Origin of the sequence: Sphingomonas sp., assembly GCF_019635515.1 — a bacterium.
Classification (GTDB): domain Bacteria; phylum Pseudomonadota; class Alphaproteobacteria; order Sphingomonadales; family Sphingomonadaceae; genus Sphingomonas.
Window position 1 is genome coordinate 1,295,274 of record NZ_JAHBZI010000001.1, and the last position, 21,553, is coordinate 1,316,826.

The following is a 21,553-nucleotide window of genomic DNA, read 5'->3' on the forward strand; positions in this document are numbered from 1 at the left end:
GTGCGCAGCCGCGTCAGCAAGCAGCTCGGCCGCGCCAGCCAGAGCCGGGCCGGCATGTGGTTCTGGGAAGTCGATCGCGTGCTGATGCTGCTCGCCTTCCTGCTGATCGCGATCGGGCTGGTCGCCGTCGCCGCCGCATCGCCCGCAACCGCGCGGCGCTATTCGGATGCGACGCACATCATGCCGGCGATGTATTATTTCTGGCGGCAGCTGATGTGGGTCTGCGTGTCGGTGCCGGTGCTGATCGTCGTATCGATGCTGCCGATCACGCTGGCGCGGCGGCTGTCGCTGCTGGGAGCGGGGATCTGCATCCTGATGCTGGTGGCGGTGCCCTTCGTCGGCGCCGAAGTGAACGGCGCGCGGCGCTGGATCAATCTCGGCTTCTCCGATCTCCAGCCCTCCGAGTTCCTCAAACCGCTGTTCATCGTCTCGACCGCCTGGATCCTGTCGTTCCGCGCCAAGGACCCGCAATTGCCGGTGATGGTGATCACCGGCGGCGTGGTCGCGCTGATCGCGGTGCTGCTGATGATGCAGCCCGATTTCGGACAGACCATCGTATTCGCCAGCGTCTGGCTGATCCTGCTGATGATCGCCGGTATCTCGCCGATGACGATGGGGGTGCTGGGGGGGACCGCGATCGGCGGCGTGGTCATGGCCTATCTGTTCTATGGCAACGCCCGCAACCGCATCGACAACTTCCTGTTCCCCACCAAGGAAGCGGCGTTGGCCGACCGCTATCAGGTCGAGATGGCGCACAATACGCTGACCGCTGGCGGACTGACCGGCACGGGGCCGGGCAGTGGCACGGTCAAGTTCCGGCTGCCCGAGGCGCACACCGATTATATCTTCTCGGTGATCGGCGAGGAATTCGGGCTGATCGCCTGCGCGGTGATCGCGATCCTCTATCTCGCCATCGTCATTCGCGTGTTCATGAAGCTGCTCGACGAGGAGGACGCCTTCCGCCTGCTCGCCGCAGCCGGCCTCGCCGCGCAATTCGGGGTGCAGGCGCTGATCAACATGGCGGTCAATACCGGTATCGCGCCCAGCAAGGGCATGACCTTGCCCTTCATTTCCTATGGCGGATCGTCGATGGTGGCGCTGTCGATCGGCTTCGGCTTGCTGCTCGCCTTCACGCGGCGAAACCCCTATCTGAAGCGGTCCCCCTATACGGGCCGCTGGAGCAAATCATGACTCAACCCCGCAGCTATGTCCTCGCCGCCGGCGGCACGGGCGGGCATATGGTGCCCGCCGCCGCATTGGCGGCCGAGCTGATCGGGCGCGGGCATCATGTCGCCTTGATCAGCGACGATCGCGGCGTGCGTTTCCCGGGACTGTTCGAGGATATCGAGACGCATGTTCTCCCCGCTGGCCGGATGGGCGGCGGGCCGCTCGGCTATCTCAAGGCGGGCGTCAAGATCATGGCCGGGCGTTCGATGGCGAGGCGGCTGTATAAGGATTTGCGGCCCTCGGCGGTGATCGGGTTCGGCGGTTATCCGGCGCTGCCCTCGATCCTGGCGGCGTTCCGCAATGGCATCCCGACTGTGATCCATGAGCAGAATGCGGTGCTGGGGCGGGTCAACCGCTTCGTTGCGGGCAAGGTCGATGCGATCGCCACCTCGTATGAAGACGTTCAGCGGATGAAGCCGGGATGGGCGGCCAAGACGCATCTGGTCGGCAATCCGGTGCGCGAGGCGATCCTCGATCTGCGCAACCGCCCTTATCCGATGCTCGACGAGGATGGCATTTTCCGGGTGCTGGTCACCGGCGGCAGTCAGGGGGCGTCGATCCTGTCGCAGGTCGTGCCCGATGGCCTCGCGCTGCTGCCGGTGCATTTCCGCCGTCGCCTGCAGGTCACCCATCAGGCCCGGGTCGAGGATATCGAGCTGGTCCGCGCCAAATACCGCGCCCACGATATTCCAGCCGACATCGCCACCTATCTGCCCGACATGCCCGAGCATCTCGCCTGGGCGCATATCGTCATCGCGCGGGCGGGGGCCTCGACCATCGCCGAGCTGACCGCCGCGGGACGCCCGGCGATCCTCGTGCCGCTGCCGACATCGACCGACGATCACCAGACCTTCAATACCCGTGAGATCACTGCGGCGGGCGGCGCGAGGATGATCCCGCAACGCAGCTTCACCGCCACCGAACTGGCCAAGCAGATCCAGAAGCTCGGCCTTGATACGCAGGGGCTGGAGAACGCTGCCGCCCGCGCCCGCAGCTGCGGACGCCCGCATGCGGCACGGGACCTTGCCGATCTGGTCGAATCGATTCATGCGCCTACTGCACCCATCGGGGTGCGCCGGGCGGCGAAACAGGGACAGACGAGGGCAGCGTACGCATGAAGGGTGTCGCAACCGACATTGGCACGATCCATTTCGTCGGGATCGGCGGCATCGGCATGTCGGGCATTGCCGAGGTGATGCACAATCTCGGCTATTCGGTGCAGGGATCGGACGTGGCCGAGGGCTATGTCGTGCAAGGTCTGCGCGATCGCGGCATCAAGGTTACGATCGGCCACAACGCCGAAAACCTCGGCGATGCGGCGGTGGTCGTGACCTCCACCGCCATCGTGCGTACCAATCCCGAAGTCGAAGCAGCCTATGAGCGCCGCATCCCCGTGGTCCGCCGCGCCGAGATGCTGGCCGAGCTGATGCGGCTCAAGTCCACCGTCGCGGTGGCCGGCACGCATGGCAAGACGACGACGACTTCGATGGTCGCGGCGTTGCTCGATGCCGGCGGCGTCGATCCGACCGTCATCAATGGCGGGATCATCAACCAGTACGGCTCGAACGCGCGCCTCGGCGCCTCCGAATGGATGGTGATCGAGGCCGATGAGAGCGACGGCAGCTTCCTGCGCCTCGACGGCACGATCGCGGTGGTCACTAATATCGATCCCGAGCATCTCGATCATTACGGCTCGTTCGAGAACGCCAAGGACGCCTATGTCGAGTTCGTTGAGAATGTGCCTTTCTACGGCGCCGCGCTTCTCTGCCTCGATCATCCTGAAGTGCAGGCGATCATCCCGCGCGTTCGCGACCGCCGGATCGTGACCTATGGTTTCGCGGCCTCGGCGGATGTGCGCGGCGTCAACGTCACGCCGCATGCGGGGGGCAACCGTTTCGAGGCGATCATCCGCCAGCGCGACGGTAGCGTCCGCTCGATCGAGAATATCGAGCTGCCGATGCCCGGCCGCCACAATGTCCAGAACGCGCTCGCCGCGATCGGCGTGGCGCTGGAACTCGGCATTCCCGATGTGACGATCCAGAAGGGCTTTGGCCGCTTCGGCGGGGTCAAGCGCCGTTTCACCAAGGTCGGAGAAACGCAGGGCGTCACGATCATCGACGATTACGGCCACCATCCGGTCGAGATCCGCGCTGTGCTGGCAGCGGCGCGAGAGAGCGCCGAGGGCCGCGTGATCGCCGTGATGCAACCGCATCGCTTCACCCGTCTCGGCAATCTGATGGAGGACTTCGCCCAGGCGTTCAACGACGCCGACATGGTCTATGTGACCCCCGTCTATGCTGCGGGCGAGTTGCCGCTGGAAGGCGTCTCGTCGGAAGTGCTGGTCGAAGGCATCAAGCGGCGCGGGCATCGTGCCGCGCAAAATATCGACAGCGCCGACGCGCTGGCCAAGGCGCTCGCCGAGGTGATCGTACCGGGCGACATGGTGGTATGCCTGGGTGCGGGTGACATCACCAAATGGGCGGCGGGCCTCGCGGAAGGCATCGAGGACGCGCGCGGATGAGCGTTTGCTACGCCATGCCGCCGGTGCGTGGAAAGCTGACGCACGGCGCGGCTTTGGCGCCGCTGGTATGGTTCAAGAGCGGCGGCGCGGCGGAATGGCTGTTCGAGCCGGCCGATGCGAAAGACCTCGCCGACTTTCTATACGCGCTCGATCCGTCGGTCCCGGTGATGGGGCTGGGGCTCGGTTCGAACATGATCGTTCGCGACGGCGGCGTGCTCGGGGTGGTGGTGCGGCTCGGCAAGGCGTTCGCGCAGGTCGAGGCCGATGGGCTGACGCTCAAATGCGGCGGTGGCGCCTCGGGTATCCTCGTATCTTCGAAGGCGCGCGATGCGGGCATTGCGGGCGTCGAGTTCCTTCGTTCGATCCCCGGCACGGTCGGTGGCTTCGTGCGGATGAATGGCGGCGCCTATGGCCGCGAGACCAAGGACATCCTTGTCGAGTGTGAGGTCGTGCTGCGCTCGGGCGATATCCGCACGCTGGCGCTGGCGGATCTCGGCTACACCTACCGCCACAGCGAATTGCCGCGCGGCGCGATCGTCGTCAGCGCGACCTTTCGCGGCATGCCCGGCGAGCCGGCGGCCATCCAGACCGAGATGGACCGCATCGCCACCGCGCGCGAGGAATCGCAGCCGCTGCGCTCCAGGACCGGTGGCTCGACCTTCAAGAATCCTGACGGCCACAAGGCATGGGCGTTGATCGACGAAGCCGGCTGCCGCGGTTTGCGGCGGGGTGATGCGCAGGTCAGCGAAAAACACTGCAATTTCCTGCTCAATCTCGGCAATGCATCAAGCGCCGATATCGAGGCGCTGGGCGAGGATGTCCGCGCGCGGGTGAAAGAGCAATCAGGAGTCGAGCTGGAATGGGAAATCCAGCGCGTGGGGGTGAGTAGGTGAGCAAGTTGCACGTTGCGGTGTTGATGGGCGGCTGGTCGGCCGAGCGCGAAGTTTCGCTGATGTCGGGCGCTGGCATCGCCGAGGCGCTGGAGAGCCTCGGCCACAAGGTTACCCGCATCGATATGGACCGTGACGTTGCCGCCAAGCTCGCCGCCGCCAAGCCCGATGTCGTGTTCAACGCGCTCCATGGCACCCCCGGCGAGGACGGCACCGTGCAGGGCATGCTCGATCTGATGGGGCTGAAATACACCCATTCGGGCCTCGTCACTTCCGTTATCGCCATCAACAAGCAACTGACAAAGCAGGCGCTGGTGCCGCACGGCATCCCGATGCCCGGCGGACGGATGGTGCGGACCGCCGATCTCTACGAGGCGGACCCGCTCCCGCGCCCCTATGTGCTCAAGCCCGTCAACGAGGGCTCGTCGGTCGGCGTCGCCATCGTCACGACTGAGGGCAATTACGGCAACCCGATCGCCGCCGGCGCCAAAGGCCCGTGGCAGGAGTTCGACGAGCTGCTCGCCGAGCCTTTCATTCGCGGCCGCGAGCTGACCACCGCCGTGCTGGGCGATCAGGCGTTGGGCGTCACCGAGCTCAAGCCCAAGAGCGGCTTCTACGATTACGACAGCAAATATACCGATGGCCTGACCGAGCACGTTTTCCCGGCGCAAATCCCCGATGAGATCACCGAAGCCTGCAAGCGCATCGCGCTGGGCGCGCATCGGCATCTTGGTTGCAAGGGCGCGTCGCGCTCGGATTTCCGCTGGGACGATAATCAGGGTGTCGAGGGGCTGTTCCTGCTTGAGGTCAACACCCAGCCGGGCATGACTCCGCTCAGCCTCGTGCCCGAGCAGGCCAAATATCTCGGCATCTCCTATCCGGAGCTGGTGCAGCGCATCGTCGATGAGGCGCTGGCGTGAGCCGGGCGCCGGCCAAGCGGACGGCGACGCGGCGCGGGGCCAAGCCCCAGCGCAAGGGCGCGCGCAGGCAGAAGAAGCCCGGCCTGCTCGAATCCGCGGTCGCCGCCCTGCCAGTCAGCCAGGCGACTCTGACGAGGATCGCGACGTGGAGCATCGTCGGACTCGCCGGCATCGGCGTGATCGGGGTGGCGAGCTTTTTCGGCATTCCCGGCGCGGTCGGCACCGCCGTTTCCGAGACGGTGGGCGAGGCTGGGTTCCGCGTCGACGAGATCCAGATCGACGGCCTCAAGCGCATGAACAAGATGGATGTCTATGCGCAGGCGCTCGATCAGGATTCGCGCGCGATGCCGCTGGTCGATCTGGCGCTGGTTCGCGAAAGGCTGCTCAAATATCCATGGATCGAGGATGCCCGCGTCTCGCGGCGCCTGCCGAACACGCTGCGCATCTTCATCGTCGAGCGTGAGCCGGCGGCGATTTGGCAGAACCACGGCCAACTGATGCTGATCGACGCGCACGGGGTCGCGCTGGAGCCGGTCAAGCAGGAAGCGATGCCCGATCTGCCGCTGATCATCGGCGACGGCGCCAATTCGCAGGAGCCGGCGCGCCGTGCGTTGCTCGACAACGCGCCGGCGCTGAAGCCTCTGGTCCGCGCGGCGAGCTGGATCGGCAATCGCCGCTGGGACGTGATCTTCGATACCGGCGAGCGGCTGCAACTGCCCGAGGGCGAGAAGGAAGCGGCGGAGACGCTCAAGAAATTTGCCGAGCTGGACGGAACGCAAAGGCTGCTGGGGCGCGGCCATCTGGGTTTCGACATGCGCGATCCGGACAAGCTTGTCGTCCGCCGGCAAGGTACGGTAAATGCACCACAACCGGCGGCGACATCGGTAGAGTAATTCAGGGGAGTAAACGGGGCATGGCGAAGGTTGCACCGGAGGGGCTGATCACCGCGCTCGACGTGGGATCGTCGAAGGTATCGGCACTGATCGCGCAGAAGACCGATGACGGGCAGCTCGTCGTGCTCGGCACGGGTCAGCGTGAGAGCCGCGGCGTCAAGCGCGGCTATGTGGCGGATATGGCCGCGACCGAACTCGCCATCCGTGAAGCCGTCGAGCAGGCCGAGCGTATTGCCGGCCAGAATATCGAGGACGTGTGGGTTAGCTTCTCGGCGGGCGGTCTTCTCTCCGATATCGTCAAGCTCGAAGCTGATCTCGGTGGGCACCGGATCGAGCAGAGCGACATCGACGAACTGCTCAAGGCCGGGCGCGACGCCATCGATCCGCAGGGCAAGATGGTCCTCCATGCGCAGCCGACGCGGTACACGGTGGACGGCCTGTCGGGTGTCAAGCGGCCGCTTGGGCTCCATGCCGACCGTCTCGGCGTCGATATCCATGTCGTTGCCACCGATGGCGCGCCGGTGCGCAATCTCGATCATTGCGTTCGCTCGGCGCATCTCGAAGTCCGCTCGATCATCGCCGCGCCGGTGGCGACGGGTCTTGCCTGCCTCACCGAAGAGGAGCGCGAACTGGGCGTGGCGCTGGTCGAGATCGGCGCGGGCGTGACCAATGTCAGCGTGTTCGCAGGCGGTGTGCTTGCCGGGCTGGCGTCGATCCCGATGGGTTCGGCCGACATCACCGACGATATCGCATCGGCGTTCGGCACCGCGCGGCAATGGGCGGAGCGCACCAAATGCTTCCATGGCTCGGCGAACCTCAGCCCTCGCGACAATCACGAGATGATCGATGTGGTGCCGGCGACGGCGGAGGCGGGCGACGGCCCGCGCATCACCAAGGCGCAGCTCAACGCGATCATCCGCCAGCGGCTTGAGCGGCTGATGCTCGAAATCCAGAAGGAACTGCGCAAGCTCGCCTTCAACGATCCCGTGGGCCGTCAGATCGTGCTGACCGGTGGCGGCGCCGATCTGAAGGGCATCGCTGACTATGCCCAGCAATCGCTGGGCTCGGCGGTCCGCGTCGGCCGTTCCAAGGGTCTGGTCGCGCTTCCCGAAGCCCATGCCGGCCCGGCATTCGCGACGCTGGCGGGCCTGGCGCGCTTCGCCGCGGCGGACCCCATTGACCTGCGCAGCCTCGAGCCCGCGCACCAGATGGTGACCAGAGCTAGCCCCGGCGCGCTGATCCAGCGCCTTATGGCGGCGTTCCGTGCGAATTATTAGAGGAAAGCTGTCGATAACTCCGTCTTTCCTCTAGAGTCGCCTCTTGGGTTCGTGCAGAACGGAACCCACTAGATTTTGCGTCGGCCTGATCCGGCGCGAGGGGAGACCAAGGCGATGAGTATCGATTTCCTTCCGCCCGAGGTGGATGACCTGACCCCGAAGATCACCGTGATCGGTGTCGGTGGCGCGGGCGGCAATGCCATCGCGAACATGATCCGGGCGCAGGTGCAGGGCGTCGACTTCCTTGTCGCGAACACCGACGCGCAGGCGCTGAAGCAATCTTCGGCGGGCTCGCGCATCCAGCTCGGCGCCAAGATCACGCAGGGCCTCGGCGCAGGCTCGCGTCCCGAGATCGGCCGCGCGGCCGCCGAAGAGACGATCGATCAGGTCCAGAAGGCGCTTGAGGGCGCGCACATGGTGTTTCTCGCAGCCGGCATGGGCGGCGGCACCGGTACCGGCGCGGCGCCTGTCATCGCCAAGGCGGCGCGCGACATGGGCATCCTGACGGTCGGCGTCGTGACCAAGCCCTTCGCCTTCGAAGGCAAGCGCCGCGCGCAGAGCGCCGAAGCCGGCATCGAAGAGCTGCAGAAATATGTCGATACGCTGATCGTCATCCCCAATCAGAACCTGTTCCTGATCGCCAATGCCAACACCACCTTCAAGGAAGCGTTCGAGCTGGCCGACGAGGTGCTCCAGCAGGGTGTGCGCGGGATCACCGATCTGATGGTGATGCCTGGCCTGATCAACCTCGACTTCGCCGATATCCGCGCCGTGATGCAGGAAATGGGCAAGGCGATGATGGGTACCGGCGAAGCCGATGGCGACGACCGCGCGCTGATCGCCGCGCAGAAGGCGATCGCCAATCCGCTGCTCGACGGCGTCTCGATGAACGGCGCCAAGGGCGTGATCGTCTCGATAACCGGCGGCGAAGACATGCGCCTGCTGGAAGTCGATGAAGCGGCGAACCATATCCGCGAGCTGGTCGATCCCGATGCCAACATCATCTGGGGTTCGGCCTTCAATCCAGAGCTGGAAGGCAAGATCCGCGTTTCGGTCGTCGCCACCGGTATCGATGCCGAGGCGCAGCCCGCCGCCGCGCCGCGCGCCGCCGAACAGCCGCGCGTTTTCTCCTTTTCGACCCCGCGCCGTACCGCCGCGGAGCCGGTTGCTGCGACCGCGCCGGCGCCTGAAGCCGCGCCCGAACCCGAAGCGCCGCAACCCGGTTTCTCCGACAGCCTCGAGCTTGGCGCGGAAGCCGCGCTGACGCCGGAGCCCGCCGTCGAAGCGCCGCGCGTGCCGGAAGCCTATGAGCCCGAGCCGACCGCAGAGGCGCAGCCGGAACCCGCCGGCTGGGTCGATGACGGCGCCGATGAAGACGAACTGGTGCTCGGTTCCAAGGAAGCCCCCGAAGAGGCGCTTGAGCTCGATACGCCGGCGGCCGAACAGCCGGCTGCCGATTTGGGCGGTGGCACGCCGCCGCGCCGCCGCTGGCTGACCGGTGGCGGCAGCAGCGACGATGACGAGCCTGCGGCCGAGGCGAAGCCCGCCAAGAAGCCCGGCGGCACCTTGTTCGAGCGCATGGCTTCGGCCTCGCGCGGCGGGTCCAAGTCGAGCGATGACGACGATAAGGATCCGCTCGATATCCCGCGCTTCCTGCGCAGCCAGAACAACCAGTAAGGCGTTCGTCGCCGCCGTGGCTCGTTTCGGCGAGCGCGGCGGCGCATGTCATTGGCGGTTCAGCGGATGGCGCGCAGTTTATTGGCAATGATCCGGATCCGATTCCTTCGCTCGACTGCGCTGATCCTCGCGCTGAGCGCCGCCGCGCCCGCTTTCGCCCAGGAAGTCGTCGCCGTTCCCAACCCCGATGCCGACCGGCTGGCCGGCGAAGTTCGCCGTCTCGCCAGCGATCCGCGCGACACGCTGGCGCTGCTCGATGCCGGCGATCTCAGCGCGCGGCTGGGCGACACGTCGGCGGCCCTGGCGTTCTTCCAGCGCGCCGAGGCGATCGACCCGACCAATCCGCGCATCCTTTCCGGCAGGGCCTCAACCCTCGTGCGCCTTGAGCGCCCCGGCGAGGCGCTGCGGCTGTTCCAGCAAGCCGAGGCGCGGGGGCTTCGGGTCAGCCAGTTCGCGAGCGACCGCGGCTGGGTCTATGACCTGCTCGGCGCCCCCGATCTCGCCCAGCGCGACTACCGGACTGCGCTTGCCACCTTCCGCGACGATGAGACTGTCCGCCGCTATGCGCTGTCGCTCGGGATTACCGGCGATGTCGATCAGGCGATGAAGGAACTCGACCCGCTGCTCCGCCGCAGTGACCGCGCATCGTGGCGTGCGCGCGCCTTCATCCTCGCCATGAACGGCGATCTTGCCGGTGCCGACCGCATCGCCAGCACCATGATGCCGGGAAACATGGGCGCGGCGCTTTCGCCCTTCTTCCGCCGCCTGGCCGGGTTGTCGCCGGCCGACCGCGCCTTTGCCGTGCATTTCGGGGAATTGTCGCCCACCCAGGCGCGGCTAGCCGATGCGCGGATGGCGCCAGACGTGCCCCAATGGTCACCGCAGCCCAAGCCGGTGGTCGTGGCCGCCGCGCCGCCACAGCCGGTTGCGCAGGCGCAGCCTGGGCGCAAGGACCGCGACCGTCGTTCCCGGCGCGAGCGCGAGCGTGACGAGCGTGACGCGGTCGCCGCTGCCGCACGCCGCCCGGCCGAGCCGGTAGCGGTTGCCGTCAAGGAACCGGACCTTCCGCCGCCGCCACAATATGTCGAGCGGCGGGAGATCGTGCAGGCCACCCCCGCACCGACCCCCACGCCCGCGCCGGTCCAGCTCGCCAGCAATCGCACTATGCCACTACCCGAGCGTTTCTCGGTCGATCGTCCCGCGCCGCGCCCAATGATGGCTGAACCGCAGCCGGAAACGCTGCGTGCCAAGCCCGCGCCGGAGCGCCGCATCGGCCGTGAAGACGCGACGCTCGCATCGATCGTCAATGGCATCACGATTCCCGCCGAGGAGCTCGATGCGGTCTCCAGGCCGCCAGAGCCCCAACCGGAGCCTGTACGGATCGCGGAAGTCGCGCCCAAGCCGGTGGCACCCAAGCCCGCGCCCGTGGCGAAGCCCGAACCCGCCAAGCCGGATCCGGCACCAGCGAAGGCCAAGCCCGACGCGAAAACTCCGGCGAAGCCCGACCCCAAGGCTAAGAAACCCGATCCTGCGGCCGCCGCCAAGAAACCCGATCCGAAGAAACCCGACCCGGCCAAGACCGAGCCGTCGCGCACTTGGGTGCAGGTCGCCGGCGGCGCCAACGAGACGACCTTGTCCAAGGCATGGCAGGCGGTGGCCGCCAAGGCTCCGGCGGCAATGAAAGGAAAGACGCCGTGGACCGCACCGCTGCGCGCGACCAATCGCGTGCTGGCCGGACCGTTCAAAAGCAGCGCCGAGGCGCAGGCCTTCGTCAACACGCTCGGCAAGGCCGGCGTCTCGGCGTTCGTCTTCACCAGTGAAGCGGGCCAGAAGATCACGCGGCTGACGCTCAAATAAGGGGAGGCGACAAGGCGGTTCCAAGGCGATAGGGACGCGAACCGTGAGATCGATCGCTCCCTGGGCCTGCACACCTGCCGATAGTCGCGGCCGCCTGTATGCCGAACAGGGCGGGATTCGCGGCCCGCGCGACGCGTTTCAGCGCGACCGCGACCGGATCATCCATTCGATCGCCTTCCGCCGCCTGCGCTCCAAGACGCAGGTGTTCATGGCGCCCGATGGCGATCACTTCCGGGTGCGGCTGACTCACAGCCTGGAAGTCGCGCAGATCGGACGGACGGTGGCGCGGGCGCTTGGACTCAATGAGGACCTGACCGAAGCGCTGTGCCTCGCCCACGATATCGGTCATCCGCCATTCGGCCATGCCGGGGAGCGGGCGCTGGAGGAGGCCTTGGCCGGGCAGGGCGGTTTCGATCATAACGGTCATACCCTGCGCACGCTGACCGTGCTCGAACGGCCTTATCCGGGATGGGATGGTCTCAATCTCACGTGGGACATGCTCGAAGGCTTGGCCAAGCACAATGGCCCTATCCACGAGCCGCAATGGGCGCTGGCCGAGGCGGACCGGCAATTCCCCCTCGACCTGACCAGCTGGCCCTCGCTTGAGGCGCAGGTCGCGGCGATCGCCGACGATATCGCCTATGACAATCACGATATCGATGATGGGTTGCGCGCGGGTCTGCTAACGCTCGACCAACTCATGGAAGTGCCGATGGTCGCCGAAGGCTGGCGCACGGTTGAGAGCAGCTATCCCGGCACCGACCGCAAGCGCCTGATCGGCGAAATGGTGCGTTCGCAAATCGGGACGATGGCCAACGACCTGATCGCGGCGACGCGTGTGCGGGTGGCGGATAGCGGTGTGCAATCGATCGGCGATGTCAGGGCGGCGGGACGCTGCCTTGCGCATTTCTCGGACGTGATGCGCGAGGCCGAGCGCGGGCTCAAGGCGTTCATGTACGCCAATCTCTATCACCATCCCGATCAGATCGCGGCGGCGGATGCCGCGCATCAGATCGTTGCGGGCTTGTTCGCCGCCTATGCCGCCGATCCCGGATTGATGCCCGCGGAATGGCGCGAGGCGCTGCCCGCCGATGCGCCGTGGCGCAGCCGCCATATCGCCGATTTCATCGCCGGCATGACCGATCGCTACGCGATCAAGCGTTATCGCGAGGTGATTGGACCGATCGACCTGCCCGAAGGGTTCTAGCGCGGCGAGGCGAGCCCGGCGTGCGCCCGGTCGTGTGACTGGTACATTTTTGCGACAAAGCGGGTCTATTCTTCGCATGGCCGCAGAAGGATATTTCGATGGCAGATGCCAGCATCGCGCTGAACCGCTTCGGTTTGGGAGGCCGCCCCGGCGACGACCCCGGCGCCAATCCCAGGCAATGGCTCGCCGCGCAATTGCAGCGCTACGAGCCGCGTCCGCAGCAGATCGCAGTGCTGCCACCGACTTCGCAAATCGCTGCCGAACTCGCTGATTATTTTGAAGAGCTTCGCCAGGCGCGCCCGCAGAATCCGGGGCGGAGGCAGCGCGGGCCTGCTCGCGCCAAGCCGGCGATGCCCGACTCCATGCAATCCGTGCCCGGCCAGGAAATGTCCGAAAAGCCGATGGCCGGGGAGGCGATGAAGGAGAGGGAGCGGGCCAACGATCCCGCCGCGCAGGTGCGTCGTTTCGCGCGGCGCCAGGCGCGCGAGCATTATGCCGTCGCGGTAGGCGCGCGCGCAACCGTTGCACTGACCAGCCCAGCGCCCTTCGCCGAACGGCTGGTGCATTTCTGGGCCAATCATTTCGCGGTCTCGGCGGACAAGCTGCAGGTGATCGGCCTGGCCGGGGCGTTCGAGTTCGAAGCGATCCGCCCGCACGTCATGGGCAAGTTCGGTGACATGCTCCACGCCGTCGAGCGCCATCCCGGGATGCTGCTCTACCTCGATCAGGCGCAGTCGATCGGCCCGAACAGCATGACGGGGCAAATCGCCCAGCGCCGCCGAGCCGGAGGCAACAACCTGCCCGGCCTTAACGAGAATCTCGCGCGCGAAATCCTTGAACTGCACACGCTTGGCGTCCGCACCGGTTACGGCCAGTCCGACGTCACCGAATTCGCGCGGGCGATGACTGGCTGGACCGTCGCGGGGCTAGGCAGAGGCCGCGGTGCGCGTTTTGCCGGCACCGATGGCGAACCCGGCCGCTTCGTCTTCGCCGAGCGGCTGCACGAGCCGGGCATGCGCACCATCCTCGGCAAGCGTTGGACGCAACAGGGAGAGGGCCAGGCTGCGGCGGTGCTCGATATGCTGGCAACGCATCCCGCGACGGCGCGGCATATCGCCACCAAGCTGGCGCGGCACTTTGCCGGTGACGAGCCGCCGCCAGCTTTGGTTGCCCAGCTTGAAAGCGCTTTCCTCAAATCGGGCGGCGATCTGCCGACGCTTTATCGCGTGCTGATCGACGCCCCCGAATGCTGGGCGCCGCAACCGGTCAAGTTCAAGTCGCCCTGGGAGTGGTCGATCTCGGCAATGCGCGCGCTTGGCGCCGAGCAATTGCAGGCCAACGCCGCGAACGGGTTGCTCACCCAGCTCGGTCAGCCGGTGTGGCGGCCGGGTTCGCCGGCGGGGTGGGACGATGTCGCCGCCGCCTGGGCCGGGCCGGACGCGGTGATGCGCCGGGTCGAGGCCGCGGAACGGATGGCGCAGCGCACCCGTGACACCATCGACGCCCGCCGGCGCGCCACGCAGCTTTTCCCCGGCGCGCTCAGCGACACCACCGCGCAGGCGATAGCCCGCGCCGAAAGTCCGGGGCAGGGCGTGGCGCTGATGCTCGTCGCCCCCGAATTCATGCGGAGATAAGCCATGCTGAACCGACGCAATTTCGTGGCGCTGGGCGCTGGCGCGATCTTCACCTCCACGCTCGGCGCGAAGATGACCTTCGCCAGTGCGGCCACAACCAAGCGTTTCGTCTTCATCATCCAGCGCGGCGCCGCCGACGGGCTCGGCACGATCGCTCCCGTCGGCGATCCGGGGTTTGTCAGCCAGCGCGGCGCTCTGGCGGAGGATTTCGCATCTGCCGCCAAGCTCGATTCCATGTTCGCGTTGCATCCGGGGATGACGACGGTCGCCGGCCTGTATCAGGCGAAGCAGGCGCTGTTCGTCCATGCCGTCGCCTCGCCCTATCGCGACCGCTCGCATTTCGATGGGCAGAATGTGCTCGAGACCGGTGGCACCTCGGCCTATGCGCTCAAGGATGGCTGGCTTAACCGGCTGCTCTCGCTGCTGCCCCGGGAAGACAAGGCGATCGCGCTGGCGGCGACGGTGCCGATGGCACTGCGCGGGCCGGTCGAGGTGGCGAGCTATGCGCCCTCGGCGTTGCCCGACGCGACCGACGATCTGCTGCACCGGGTCGCATCGATGTACGCCGGCGACCCGCAGCTCCACGGGCTATGGGAACAGGCAACGGCGACGCGGATGCTGACCAGCGACATGGCCGCCGACAATGGCCGCAACGCCGCCGCGACCGGCGATCTCGCCGCCAAGCTGCTGAGCGCCGAGGGCGGCGCGCGCGTCGCGATGATCGAGACCGGCGGCTGGGATACGCATGCGCAGCAGCGCGCGCGGCTGGGTGTCCAGCTGCGCGGGCTCGACGGGATGATCGCCGCGCTCAAGGCCGGGCTCGGGCCTTTGTGGAACGATACGATGGTGCTCGTCGCCACCGAGTTCGGGCGGACGGTGAAGGTAAACGGCACCGGCGGCACCGATCACGGCACGGGTTCCGCGGCGATGTTGCTTGGCGGCGCGGTCAATGGCGGCCGGGTGCTGGCCGATTGGCCGGGCCTGGGCGATGCGGCGCTCTACGAGGGCCGCGACCTCAAGCCAACCATGGCGCTCGACACGCTGATCGCCAGCGCGGTCGGATCGCATTTCGACCTGACGGGTGCGCAGGCCGCGGCGAAGCTGTTCCCGAACATGCAGGCGTCGCGACCGATCCAGGATCTGGTGCGGGCCTGATCGCAACGTCAAAGTTTACACCAGCTTTACACTATCGCGCCGGTTCAGCGGCGCGAATGGTCCCAATGTTCGCACTGACCATGGGGTTTCCCGGGCCGATGGTTTCAAAGAGCAGCCGGGAATCCCGACCGGCTTAGCCAAGCAGGCGAAATCCTACATTGCAATGGGGGGCGCGCACGTCGGCTTTTGGATGGTCAGCCGTCCTCCGCTGACGCGGCTTCGATCCAATTGGAGAACTCGACTGCCAGATGCCAGCGATGTTCCGCAATCATATATGCGGGCACGCTGCCGGGAAACTCGACCGTCAGCAAAGCTCGAAACCCGTCACCTTCCTCGCGAAACTGATGGCGAACGCCACCGATAGCAAGGCCGTCTCGCAAGCGCGCAACCCCAGCGATCTGCACTGGGTAGCTTGGGTCGGCGGTTGTCAGAAGCGTGGAAATGTCATCGACATCGAAGGTGAATTCGCCCGGTAACGGCGAACCGCCTGTCGTTTCGACAACAATCTGACGCCCCTGTTGATCGGGGGTGATGATGTAGTGATCGGGACAGGCATCGAGCATCGCCCGTTCGCCATCGACGGTGTTCAAATCCATAAACCATTTGGCGAAATGTGCGGCCGAACCACGCGCGACTTCGATCTCGCACACACTGAACCGCCGCGATTTCCCGGACACCGCGACGCTGACCCGCGCGATCTTTTCCGACAGCCACAGCTTTCGGCCAAGCAGCTTGCGCAAGCCGCTATGGCCCAGCGCCAGCTTTCGTTCGAGCAACTCCTTGCGTTGAATGTCGCGGGGTGCGCTCGACCGTGCCAGGCCCAGCCGTTTGCGGACAGCCGCCATGCGTCGATCTTCCCATGCCAGCACAGCGTCACGCTCATGCACGACGCCATCGATAATAGTCCACAGCATGACGGCACCCCTTACTGACAAGAGTGTAAGCAGATTTTTGCGCCGATCGCAACGCTGCGGGATTGGCTGATTTTGGTCGAAGCTGACAAGGGGTTTGCGAGGCGAAAGCCATACCTAGTGCGCTGCCCCATCCGCCACTTTGCACGTGCAGCATGGTTGGTCTAAAGGCCGCGCTTCCTTGCAACATCGGAAGCACCCCGTGACCCTCTACGCCCGTTTCGCTGCCCATATCGATGCCGCGCTCGATGCCCTTGTGGCTTCGGGCGATCTGCCGGCGGGCGTGGAGCGACGCAATGTCACGGTCGAGCCGCCGCGCGACGCGACGCATGGCGATCTGGCGACCAATGCCGCGATGGTCCTCGCCAAGCCTGCCGGCACGAACCCGCGCGCGCTGGCCGAGAAGCTGGCTGCCGAGCTGGAGAAGCTGGGTGAGGTTCAGGCGGTGAGCGTCGCCGGACCGGGCTTCATCAATATGACGCTGACCGACGCGACGTGGCGCGACGAGCTTCAGGCGATCCTCGATGCCGGCAGCGATTATGGCCGCTCGGCGATCGGCGAGGGCACGACCGTCAACGTCGAATATGTCTCGGCCAATCCCACGGGCCCGATGCATATGGGCCATTGCCGCGGCGCGGTGGTCGGCGATGCGCTCGCCAGCCTGCTCGAATATGCCGGGCACAAGGTGGTGCGCGAGTACTACGTCAACGATGCCGGCGGCCAGGTCGATACGCTCGCCCGCTCGGCGCATCTGCGCTACCGCGAGGCGCTGGGCGAGGATATCGGCGAGATCCCCGAGGGTCTCTATCCCGGCGATTATCTCAAGCCCGTCGGCGACGCGCTGGCGCACCGTCATGGCGACAAGTTCGTCGGCGCGCCCGAGAGCGAATGGCTGGTCGAGTTCCGCAAGGCCGCGGTTGCCGACATGCTGGTGATGATCAAGGCCGACCTCGCCCTGCTCGGCATCCATCACGACCTGTTCTCGTCCGAGGCGGAGCTTCAGGCGGCGGGCAAGCCGGCCGATGCCGAGGCGTGGCTGCGCGCGCGCGATCTCGTTTACGACGGCGTCCTCGAAGCCCCCAAGGGCGAGACGCCCGAGGATTGGGAGCCGGTTGAGCTGCCGCTGTTCCGCGCCACCCAGTTTGGCGACGATCAGGATCGCCCGATCAAGAAGTCCGATGGCAGCTGGACCTATTTCGGCGCCGACCTCGCCTATCATTTCCAAAAGGCGCAATCGGCCGATCAGCTGATCGACATCTGGGGCGCGGATCATGCCGGCACGGTCAAGCGGATCGTCGCGGCAGTGGCGGCGCTGACCGGCGGCGAGACCAAGTTCGACGTCAAGCTCGTCCAGATGGTGCGGCTGCTCCGCGCCGGCGAGCCGGTCAAGATGTCGAAGCGCGCCGGCAATTTCGTGACGCTCGCCGATGTCGTCCAGGAAGTCGGCAAGGATGTCGTCCGCTTCACGATGCTGACCCGCAAAGCCGATGCCCAGATGGACTTCGATTTCGCCAAGGTGGTCGAGGCGTCGAAGGATAATCCGGTCTTCTACGTTAACTATGCCCATGCCCGCATCGCGTCGCTGCATCGCAAGGCCGCGGAGGCCGGCATCGACTGTCCCGATGCGGAACTGTCCCTGCTTGATACGGAAGAGCTCGGCGTCGTGAAGCTCGCCGCGCAGTTCCCGCGGATCGTCGAGAGCGCGGCGCTGGCTCGCGAGCCGCATAGAATCGCATTTTATCTCTATGACTTGGCGGCAGCGTTCCACGCTTTGTGGAATCAGGGCAACGATAATCCGGAGCGTCGTTTCCTTTTGCCGGATCAGGTAAGGTTAACGTGCGCGCGCCTTTATCTGGCGCGGGGGATCGGGCAAATTGTGCGTAATGGGCTCGGCATCATGGGAGTCGAGGCCGTCCAGGAGATGAAGTGATGAGCATGCAACCCGGTTATGGCGACGATGATCGCCTGCCGTGGCTTGAAACCGTCGAGGAGGATTACCGCGAGGGTCCTTCGTTCGGCAGGATTTTGCTGCTCATCGTTTTGCTTCTGATGGTCATCGGCGCCGGTGTCGGCGGCTATTACTGGTATCAGAAGCAGCAGGGGCTGACCGGCAACGGTCAACTGATCAACGCCCAGGAAGGCGATTACAAGGTCAAGCCCGACGAGCCCGGCGGCCGGATGGTCGAAGGCGAGGGGGATACCGTCTTCTCGACCAGCCAGGGCAATGCCAGCAACGCGTCGATCAATGCCGGCGCGATGCCTGAAGCCCCGGTGCAGGGTGAAAAGACCGCGCAGACCGGCAGCGCCGATGGCGGCAGCAAGACCGCCAAGATCAACGTGCCGACGCCCGGGGCTCCAGTGGCTCCGGCAGCCGCGCCCGCCAACAATGGCTCGGGCGCGCTAATCCAGCTCGGCGCCTTCCCCGATCAGGGCGGCGCGGATGCGGCATGGAGCCGTTTGTCGAAGCGTTTCGCCTATCTGGCGCCGCTCGGCAAATCGGTGGAGAAGGGCGAGAAGGACGGCAAGCCCGTTTATCGCCTGCGCGTCAACGCCGGCTCGAACGGTCAGGCCAAGGAAATCTGCGGCAAGCTCCAGAGCGCTGGCGAGAAGTGCTACGTGGCGAACTAGCTAAATCCTCTCCCGAAGGGAGAGGGGGACCAGCGAAGCTGGTGGAGAGGTAGACCCCCTCCCCCTCCGGGGGAGGATTTGTTAGGGGACACCCATGAAGCCCGTAATCTTTGGCGTTTCCGGCCTGAGCCTCACCGATGACGAACGCGCCTTCTTCAAGGAGGCGAACCCGCTCGGCTATATCCTGTTCAAGCGCAATTGCGGCGATCGCGCGCAGATGCGGGCGCTGACCGACAGCATCCGCGAGTTGACCGGGCGCGCCGATGTGCCGATCCTGATCGATCAGGAAGGTGGCAGGGTCGCGCGGATGCAGCCACCCGAATGGCAGGCATTCCCCGAGGGCGCCGCGTTCAACGCGCTCTATGAGAAAGCGCCGATCTCGGCGATCGAGGCGGCCCGCGCCAATTATCACGCGCTGGCGCTGATGCTCCACGAGGTCGGCGTCAATGTCGATTGCGCACCGTTGCTCGATGTCGTCACTCCGCAAGTGACACAGGCGATCGGTGACCGCGCCTTTGGTGGCGAGCCGATGCAGGTCGCGGCGCTTGGCCGCGCCGCGGTGGAGGGCCTGTGTCGGGGTGGGGTGGTCGGCGTGGTCAAGCATATGCCGGGGCACGGCCGCGCCATGGTCGATAGTCATCTGGAGCTGCCGCGTGTCAAGGCGGATGGCGCCGCGCTGGAGGTCGATATCGAGCCCTTCCGCAGCAACAAGGACGCACCGATGGGCATGACCTGTCACGTCGTGTTCGAGGCATGGGATGCGGAGCGACCCGCGACGCTGTCGCCCACCGTGATCTCCGAAATCATCCGCGGTAGCATCGGCTTCGACGGCCTGTTGATGACCGACGATATCGACATGAAGGCGCTGTCGGGCACGGCGGGAGAGAAAGCCACCCGGGCGCTGGCCGCGGGTTGCGACGTGGTGCTCGATTGCTGGGCGCGGATGGACGAAATGGTCGAGATCGCCGGGCTGATCGGAGAGGCGACACCCGAATGCGTCACCCGTCTGGATCGGGCGCTGGCGACCGTTGCGGGCGGCCCCGACCGGCGAGAAATGGCGGAACTGACAGCAATCCGGGACGAACTGCTGGCGCTTGCCTGAACGCTCTGCTTAACTTGCCCGGTATGGAAGCCGAAGCCTCCGAAATCCTCACCATCGATATCGACGGCTGGGAAGGGCCGCTCGATCTATTGCTGGCGCTCGCCCGCAACCAGAAGGTCGATCTGCGCGCGATCTCGATCCTCGAACTGGTCGATCAATACATCGCCTTCGTGAACCAAGCGCGCGAGCTGCGGCTGGAGCTCGCCGCCGATTATCTGGTGATGGCGGCGTGGCTGGCCTATCTCAAATCGGCGCTGCTGCTGCCGCGCAATCCCGAGGAGAGCCCGAGCCCCGAGGAGCTGGCGCTCCGCCTGCAACTCCGCCTCGAACGCCTCAACGCCATGCGTGAGGCCGGCGCCCGGCTGGTGGCGCGCGACCGGTTGGGCCGCGACATCTTCCGTCGCGGCGCCCCGGAAGGGCTGCGCGTGCTGCGAAAAGCCAATTGGGAAGCCGAAATCTACGATCTGATTGCGGCCTATGGTCGGATCAGCGCCCGCACCCGTCCGGTGATGCACGTCGTCGCGGTGCGCGATGTGATGACGCTGGAGGAAGCGATTGAGCGCGTCTCCAGCCTGATCGGCACGCGGATCGAATGGACGACGATCGAGAGTTTCCTGCCGGAAGGAGCGAGCGGTCCCTATCGCAAATCGGCGCTGGCTTCGTCCTTCGTCGCGGCGCTCGAACTGGCCAAGCAGGGCAGGGTCGAGCTTCAGCAGAAATCGGCCTTCGCGCCGCTCTATCTCAAGGCCCCTAATTTGAAGACTGGCGCATGAACCCGCAGGACGAACTCACTCGCGCTGTCGAGGCGGTGTTGTTCGCGTCGGAGAACCCGATGACGATCGACGAGATAAAGGCGCATGTTGGCGCGGACGCCGATGTGCGCGGCGCGCTCGCCGATCTCGAAACTGTCTATGCGGACCGCGGAATCGAGATCGTCCGCCGCGGCGACCGCTGGCACTTCCAGACCGCCGCCGATCTCGCGCATCTGCTGCGCCGCGACCGCGAGGAATCGCGCAAGCTCAGCCGCGCCGGCATCGAGACGCTGGCGATCATCGCCTATCACGAGCAGGTCACCCGTGCCGAGATCGAGGCGATCCGCGGCGTGCAGATCAGCAAGGGCACAATCGACGTGTTGATGGAGGCGGGCTGGGTGCGTCCGGCCGGCCGCCGCGAGGTGCCCGGGCGTCCGCTGACCTATGCGACGACTGCCGGTTTCCTCACCCATTTCGGCCTCGCCAGCCGCCGCGACCTGCCGGGAATGGATGATCTTAAGGCGGCCGGCCTGCTCGATCCCGTCGATCTCGCCTTCGAAGGTTTGGAAGATTCGGGGGGTAGCGACGACGCCGAGGTGGAAACCCCGGCGCAGGACGACTAGATAGAGGCGGAATCAAGGAGAGTTTCGATGGGTGGTTTTAGCCTGGTGCACTGGATCGTGCTCGGCGTGGTGGCGATCCTGCTGCTCGGCGGCGGTCGTTTCTCGAACATGATGGGCGACGTCGCCAAGGGCATCAAGCAGTTCAAGAAAGGGATGGCCGAGGACGACGACGACAAGCCGGCGACCCGCATCGAGGCCAAGAAGGCCGCGGACCCAGCCTACGACGTCGAAGCCGAGCGCACCCGCGAGGAGCGTTGAGCCACTCTTTCCGCGCGGCTC

At 66.1% G+C, this 21,553-nt stretch carries 19 protein-coding genes; 18 read left to right on the forward strand and 1 reads right to left on the reverse strand.

All coding sequences use genetic code 11. The features are described from left to right. Window positions 1-54: 54 nt before the first annotated feature. From ftsW to KF730_RS06565, 12 genes are all read left to right on the forward strand, one after another. The gene (gene ftsW, locus KF730_RS06510; protein WP_294095782.1) at window positions 55-1,191 is read left to right on the forward strand and encodes a putative lipid II flippase FtsW; all 1,137 of its coding nucleotides are present in this window, start codon (window positions 55-57) and stop codon (window positions 1,189-1,191) included. Continuing rightward, window positions 1,188-2,345 (forward strand): undecaprenyldiphospho-muramoylpentapeptide beta-N-acetylglucosaminyltransferase, encoded by a 1,158-nt coding sequence (murG, locus tag KF730_RS06515; RefSeq protein WP_294093141.1) that lies wholly within the window; start codon window positions 1,188-1,190, stop codon window positions 2,343-2,345. Before ftsW ends, murG begins: the two co-directional genes overlap by 4 nt. Beyond that, window positions 2,342-3,748, forward strand: coding sequence for a UDP-N-acetylmuramate--L-alanine ligase (gene murC / locus KF730_RS06520; RefSeq protein ID WP_294093143.1), 1,407 nt, complete (start codon window positions 2,342-2,344; stop codon window positions 3,746-3,748). The genes murG and murC overlap by 4 nt, the downstream gene beginning before the upstream one ends. After that, window positions 3,745-4,641 carry a UDP-N-acetylmuramate dehydrogenase gene (murB, locus tag KF730_RS06525; protein ID WP_294093145.1) on the forward strand — a complete coding sequence of 299 codons (897 nt, stop codon included), beginning with the start codon at window positions 3,745-3,747 and terminating at the stop codon, window positions 4,639-4,641. Before murC ends, murB begins: the two co-directional genes overlap by 4 nt. Further along, window positions 4,638-5,558 (forward strand): D-alanine--D-alanine ligase, encoded by a 921-nt coding sequence (locus tag KF730_RS06530; RefSeq protein ID WP_294093146.1) that lies wholly within the window; start codon window positions 4,638-4,640, stop codon window positions 5,556-5,558. The genes murB and KF730_RS06530 overlap by 4 nt, the downstream gene beginning before the upstream one ends. Then, complete coding sequence (locus KF730_RS06535) at window positions 5,555-6,451, forward strand: FtsQ-type POTRA domain-containing protein (RefSeq protein ID WP_294093148.1); 897 nt, start codon at window positions 5,555-5,557, stop codon at window positions 6,449-6,451. The genes KF730_RS06530 and KF730_RS06535 overlap by 4 nt, the downstream gene beginning before the upstream one ends. Before the next feature lie 20 nt (window positions 6,452-6,471). Further along, window positions 6,472-7,728, forward strand: a complete 1,257-nt coding sequence (gene ftsA, locus KF730_RS06540) for a cell division protein FtsA (RefSeq protein WP_294093150.1) — start codon at window positions 6,472-6,474, stop codon at window positions 7,726-7,728. Window positions 7,729-7,842: 114 nt separating this feature from the next. Next, on the forward strand, window positions 7,843-9,405 hold the full coding sequence (gene ftsZ, locus KF730_RS06545; RefSeq protein ID WP_294093152.1) for a cell division protein FtsZ: 1,563 nt from the start codon (window positions 7,843-7,845) through the stop codon (window positions 9,403-9,405). 87 nt (window positions 9,406-9,492) lie between these two features. After that, the gene (locus KF730_RS06550; protein ID WP_294093154.1) at window positions 9,493-11,262 is read left to right on the forward strand and encodes an SPOR domain-containing protein; all 1,770 of its coding nucleotides are present in this window, start codon (window positions 9,493-9,495) and stop codon (window positions 11,260-11,262) included. Between the two features lie 43 nt (window positions 11,263-11,305). Continuing rightward, window positions 11,306-12,469, forward strand: coding sequence for a deoxyguanosinetriphosphate triphosphohydrolase (locus tag KF730_RS06555; protein WP_294093156.1), 1,164 nt, complete (start codon window positions 11,306-11,308; stop codon window positions 12,467-12,469). Window positions 12,470-12,567: 98 nt separating this feature from the next. Then, complete coding sequence (locus tag KF730_RS06560; RefSeq protein WP_294093158.1) at window positions 12,568-14,103, forward strand: DUF1800 domain-containing protein; 1,536 nt, start codon at window positions 12,568-12,570, stop codon at window positions 14,101-14,103. Window positions 14,104-14,106: 3 nt separating this feature from the next. Then, entirely contained in the window at window positions 14,107-15,258 is a 1,152-nt protein-coding gene (locus KF730_RS06565) for a DUF1501 domain-containing protein (RefSeq protein ID WP_294093160.1), read from the forward strand. Between the two features lie 194 nt (window positions 15,259-15,452). On the opposite strand, the gene KF730_RS06570 is transcribed toward KF730_RS06565, so the two are convergent. Beyond that, the gene (locus KF730_RS06570; protein WP_294093162.1) at window positions 15,453-16,172 is read right to left on the reverse strand and encodes a hypothetical protein; all 720 of its coding nucleotides are present in this window, start codon (window positions 16,170-16,172) and stop codon (window positions 15,453-15,455) included. A 199-nt stretch (window positions 16,173-16,371) separates the two neighbouring features. On the opposite strand from KF730_RS06570, the gene argS reads away from it, so the two are divergent. From argS to KF730_RS06600, 6 genes are all read left to right on the forward strand, one after another. Further along, window positions 16,372-18,099, forward strand: a complete 1,728-nt coding sequence (argS, locus tag KF730_RS06575; RefSeq protein WP_294093164.1) for an arginine--tRNA ligase — start codon at window positions 16,372-16,374, stop codon at window positions 18,097-18,099. Then, on the forward strand, window positions 18,099-18,797 hold the full coding sequence (locus KF730_RS06580) for an SPOR domain-containing protein (protein WP_365973149.1): 699 nt from the start codon (window positions 18,099-18,101) through the stop codon (window positions 18,795-18,797). The genes argS and KF730_RS06580 overlap by 1 nt, the downstream gene beginning before the upstream one ends. Window positions 18,798-18,891: 94 nt before the next feature. Further along, window positions 18,892-19,899: a beta-N-acetylhexosaminidase gene (gene nagZ, locus KF730_RS06585; RefSeq protein ID WP_294093166.1), complete on the forward strand. Its 1,008-nt coding sequence runs from the start codon at window positions 18,892-18,894 to the stop codon at window positions 19,897-19,899. 23 nt (window positions 19,900-19,922) lie between these two features. Beyond that, window positions 19,923-20,672 (forward strand): ScpA family protein, encoded by a 750-nt coding sequence (locus tag KF730_RS06590; protein WP_294093168.1) that lies wholly within the window; start codon window positions 19,923-19,925, stop codon window positions 20,670-20,672. After that, the gene (gene scpB / locus KF730_RS06595) at window positions 20,669-21,274 is read left to right on the forward strand and encodes an SMC-Scp complex subunit ScpB (protein WP_294093170.1); all 606 of its coding nucleotides are present in this window, start codon (window positions 20,669-20,671) and stop codon (window positions 21,272-21,274) included. The genes KF730_RS06590 and scpB overlap by 4 nt, the downstream gene beginning before the upstream one ends. A gap of 27 nt (window positions 21,275-21,301) precedes the next feature. Continuing rightward, a complete protein-coding gene (locus tag KF730_RS06600; RefSeq protein ID WP_294093172.1) occupies window positions 21,302-21,532 on the forward strand; it encodes a twin-arginine translocase TatA/TatE family subunit in 231 nt (76 codons plus the stop codon). Window positions 21,533-21,553: the final 21 nt, after the last annotated feature.

Coding starts and splice junctions, on each gene's coding strand:
- ftsW (WP_294095782.1), top strand. CDS start 55: ATGTGGTTCTGGGAAGTCGATCGCGTGCTGATGCTGCTCGCCTTCCTG.
- murG (WP_294093141.1), top strand. CDS start 1,188: ATGACTCAACCCCGCAGCTATGTCCTCGCCGCCGGCGGCACGGGCGGG.
- murC (WP_294093143.1), top strand. CDS start 2,342: ATGAAGGGTGTCGCAACCGACATTGGCACGATCCATTTCGTCGGGATC.
- murB (WP_294093145.1), top strand. CDS start 3,745: ATGAGCGTTTGCTACGCCATGCCGCCGGTGCGTGGAAAGCTGACGCAC.
- ftsA (WP_294093150.1), top strand. CDS start 6,472: ATGGCGAAGGTTGCACCGGAGGGGCTGATCACCGCGCTCGACGTGGGA.
- ftsZ (WP_294093152.1), top strand. CDS start 7,843: ATGAGTATCGATTTCCTTCCGCCCGAGGTGGATGACCTGACCCCGAAG.
- KF730_RS06550 (WP_294093154.1), top strand. CDS start 9,493: ATGATCCGGATCCGATTCCTTCGCTCGACTGCGCTGATCCTCGCGCTG.
- KF730_RS06560 (WP_294093158.1), top strand. CDS start 12,568: ATGGCAGATGCCAGCATCGCGCTGAACCGCTTCGGTTTGGGAGGCCGC.
- KF730_RS06565 (WP_294093160.1), top strand. CDS start 14,107: ATGCTGAACCGACGCAATTTCGTGGCGCTGGGCGCTGGCGCGATCTTC.
- KF730_RS06570 (WP_294093162.1), bottom strand. CDS start 16,172: ATGCTGTGGACTATTATCGATGGCGTCGTGCATGAGCGTGACGCTGTG.
- KF730_RS06580 (WP_365973149.1), top strand. CDS start 18,099: ATGAGCATGCAACCCGGTTATGGCGACGATGATCGCCTGCCGTGGCTT.
- nagZ (WP_294093166.1), top strand. CDS start 18,892: ATGAAGCCCGTAATCTTTGGCGTTTCCGGCCTGAGCCTCACCGATGAC.
- KF730_RS06590 (WP_294093168.1), top strand. CDS start 19,923: ATGGAAGCCGAAGCCTCCGAAATCCTCACCATCGATATCGACGGCTGG.
- scpB (WP_294093170.1), top strand. CDS start 20,669: ATGAACCCGCAGGACGAACTCACTCGCGCTGTCGAGGCGGTGTTGTTC.
- KF730_RS06600 (WP_294093172.1), top strand. CDS start 21,302: ATGGGTGGTTTTAGCCTGGTGCACTGGATCGTGCTCGGCGTGGTGGCG.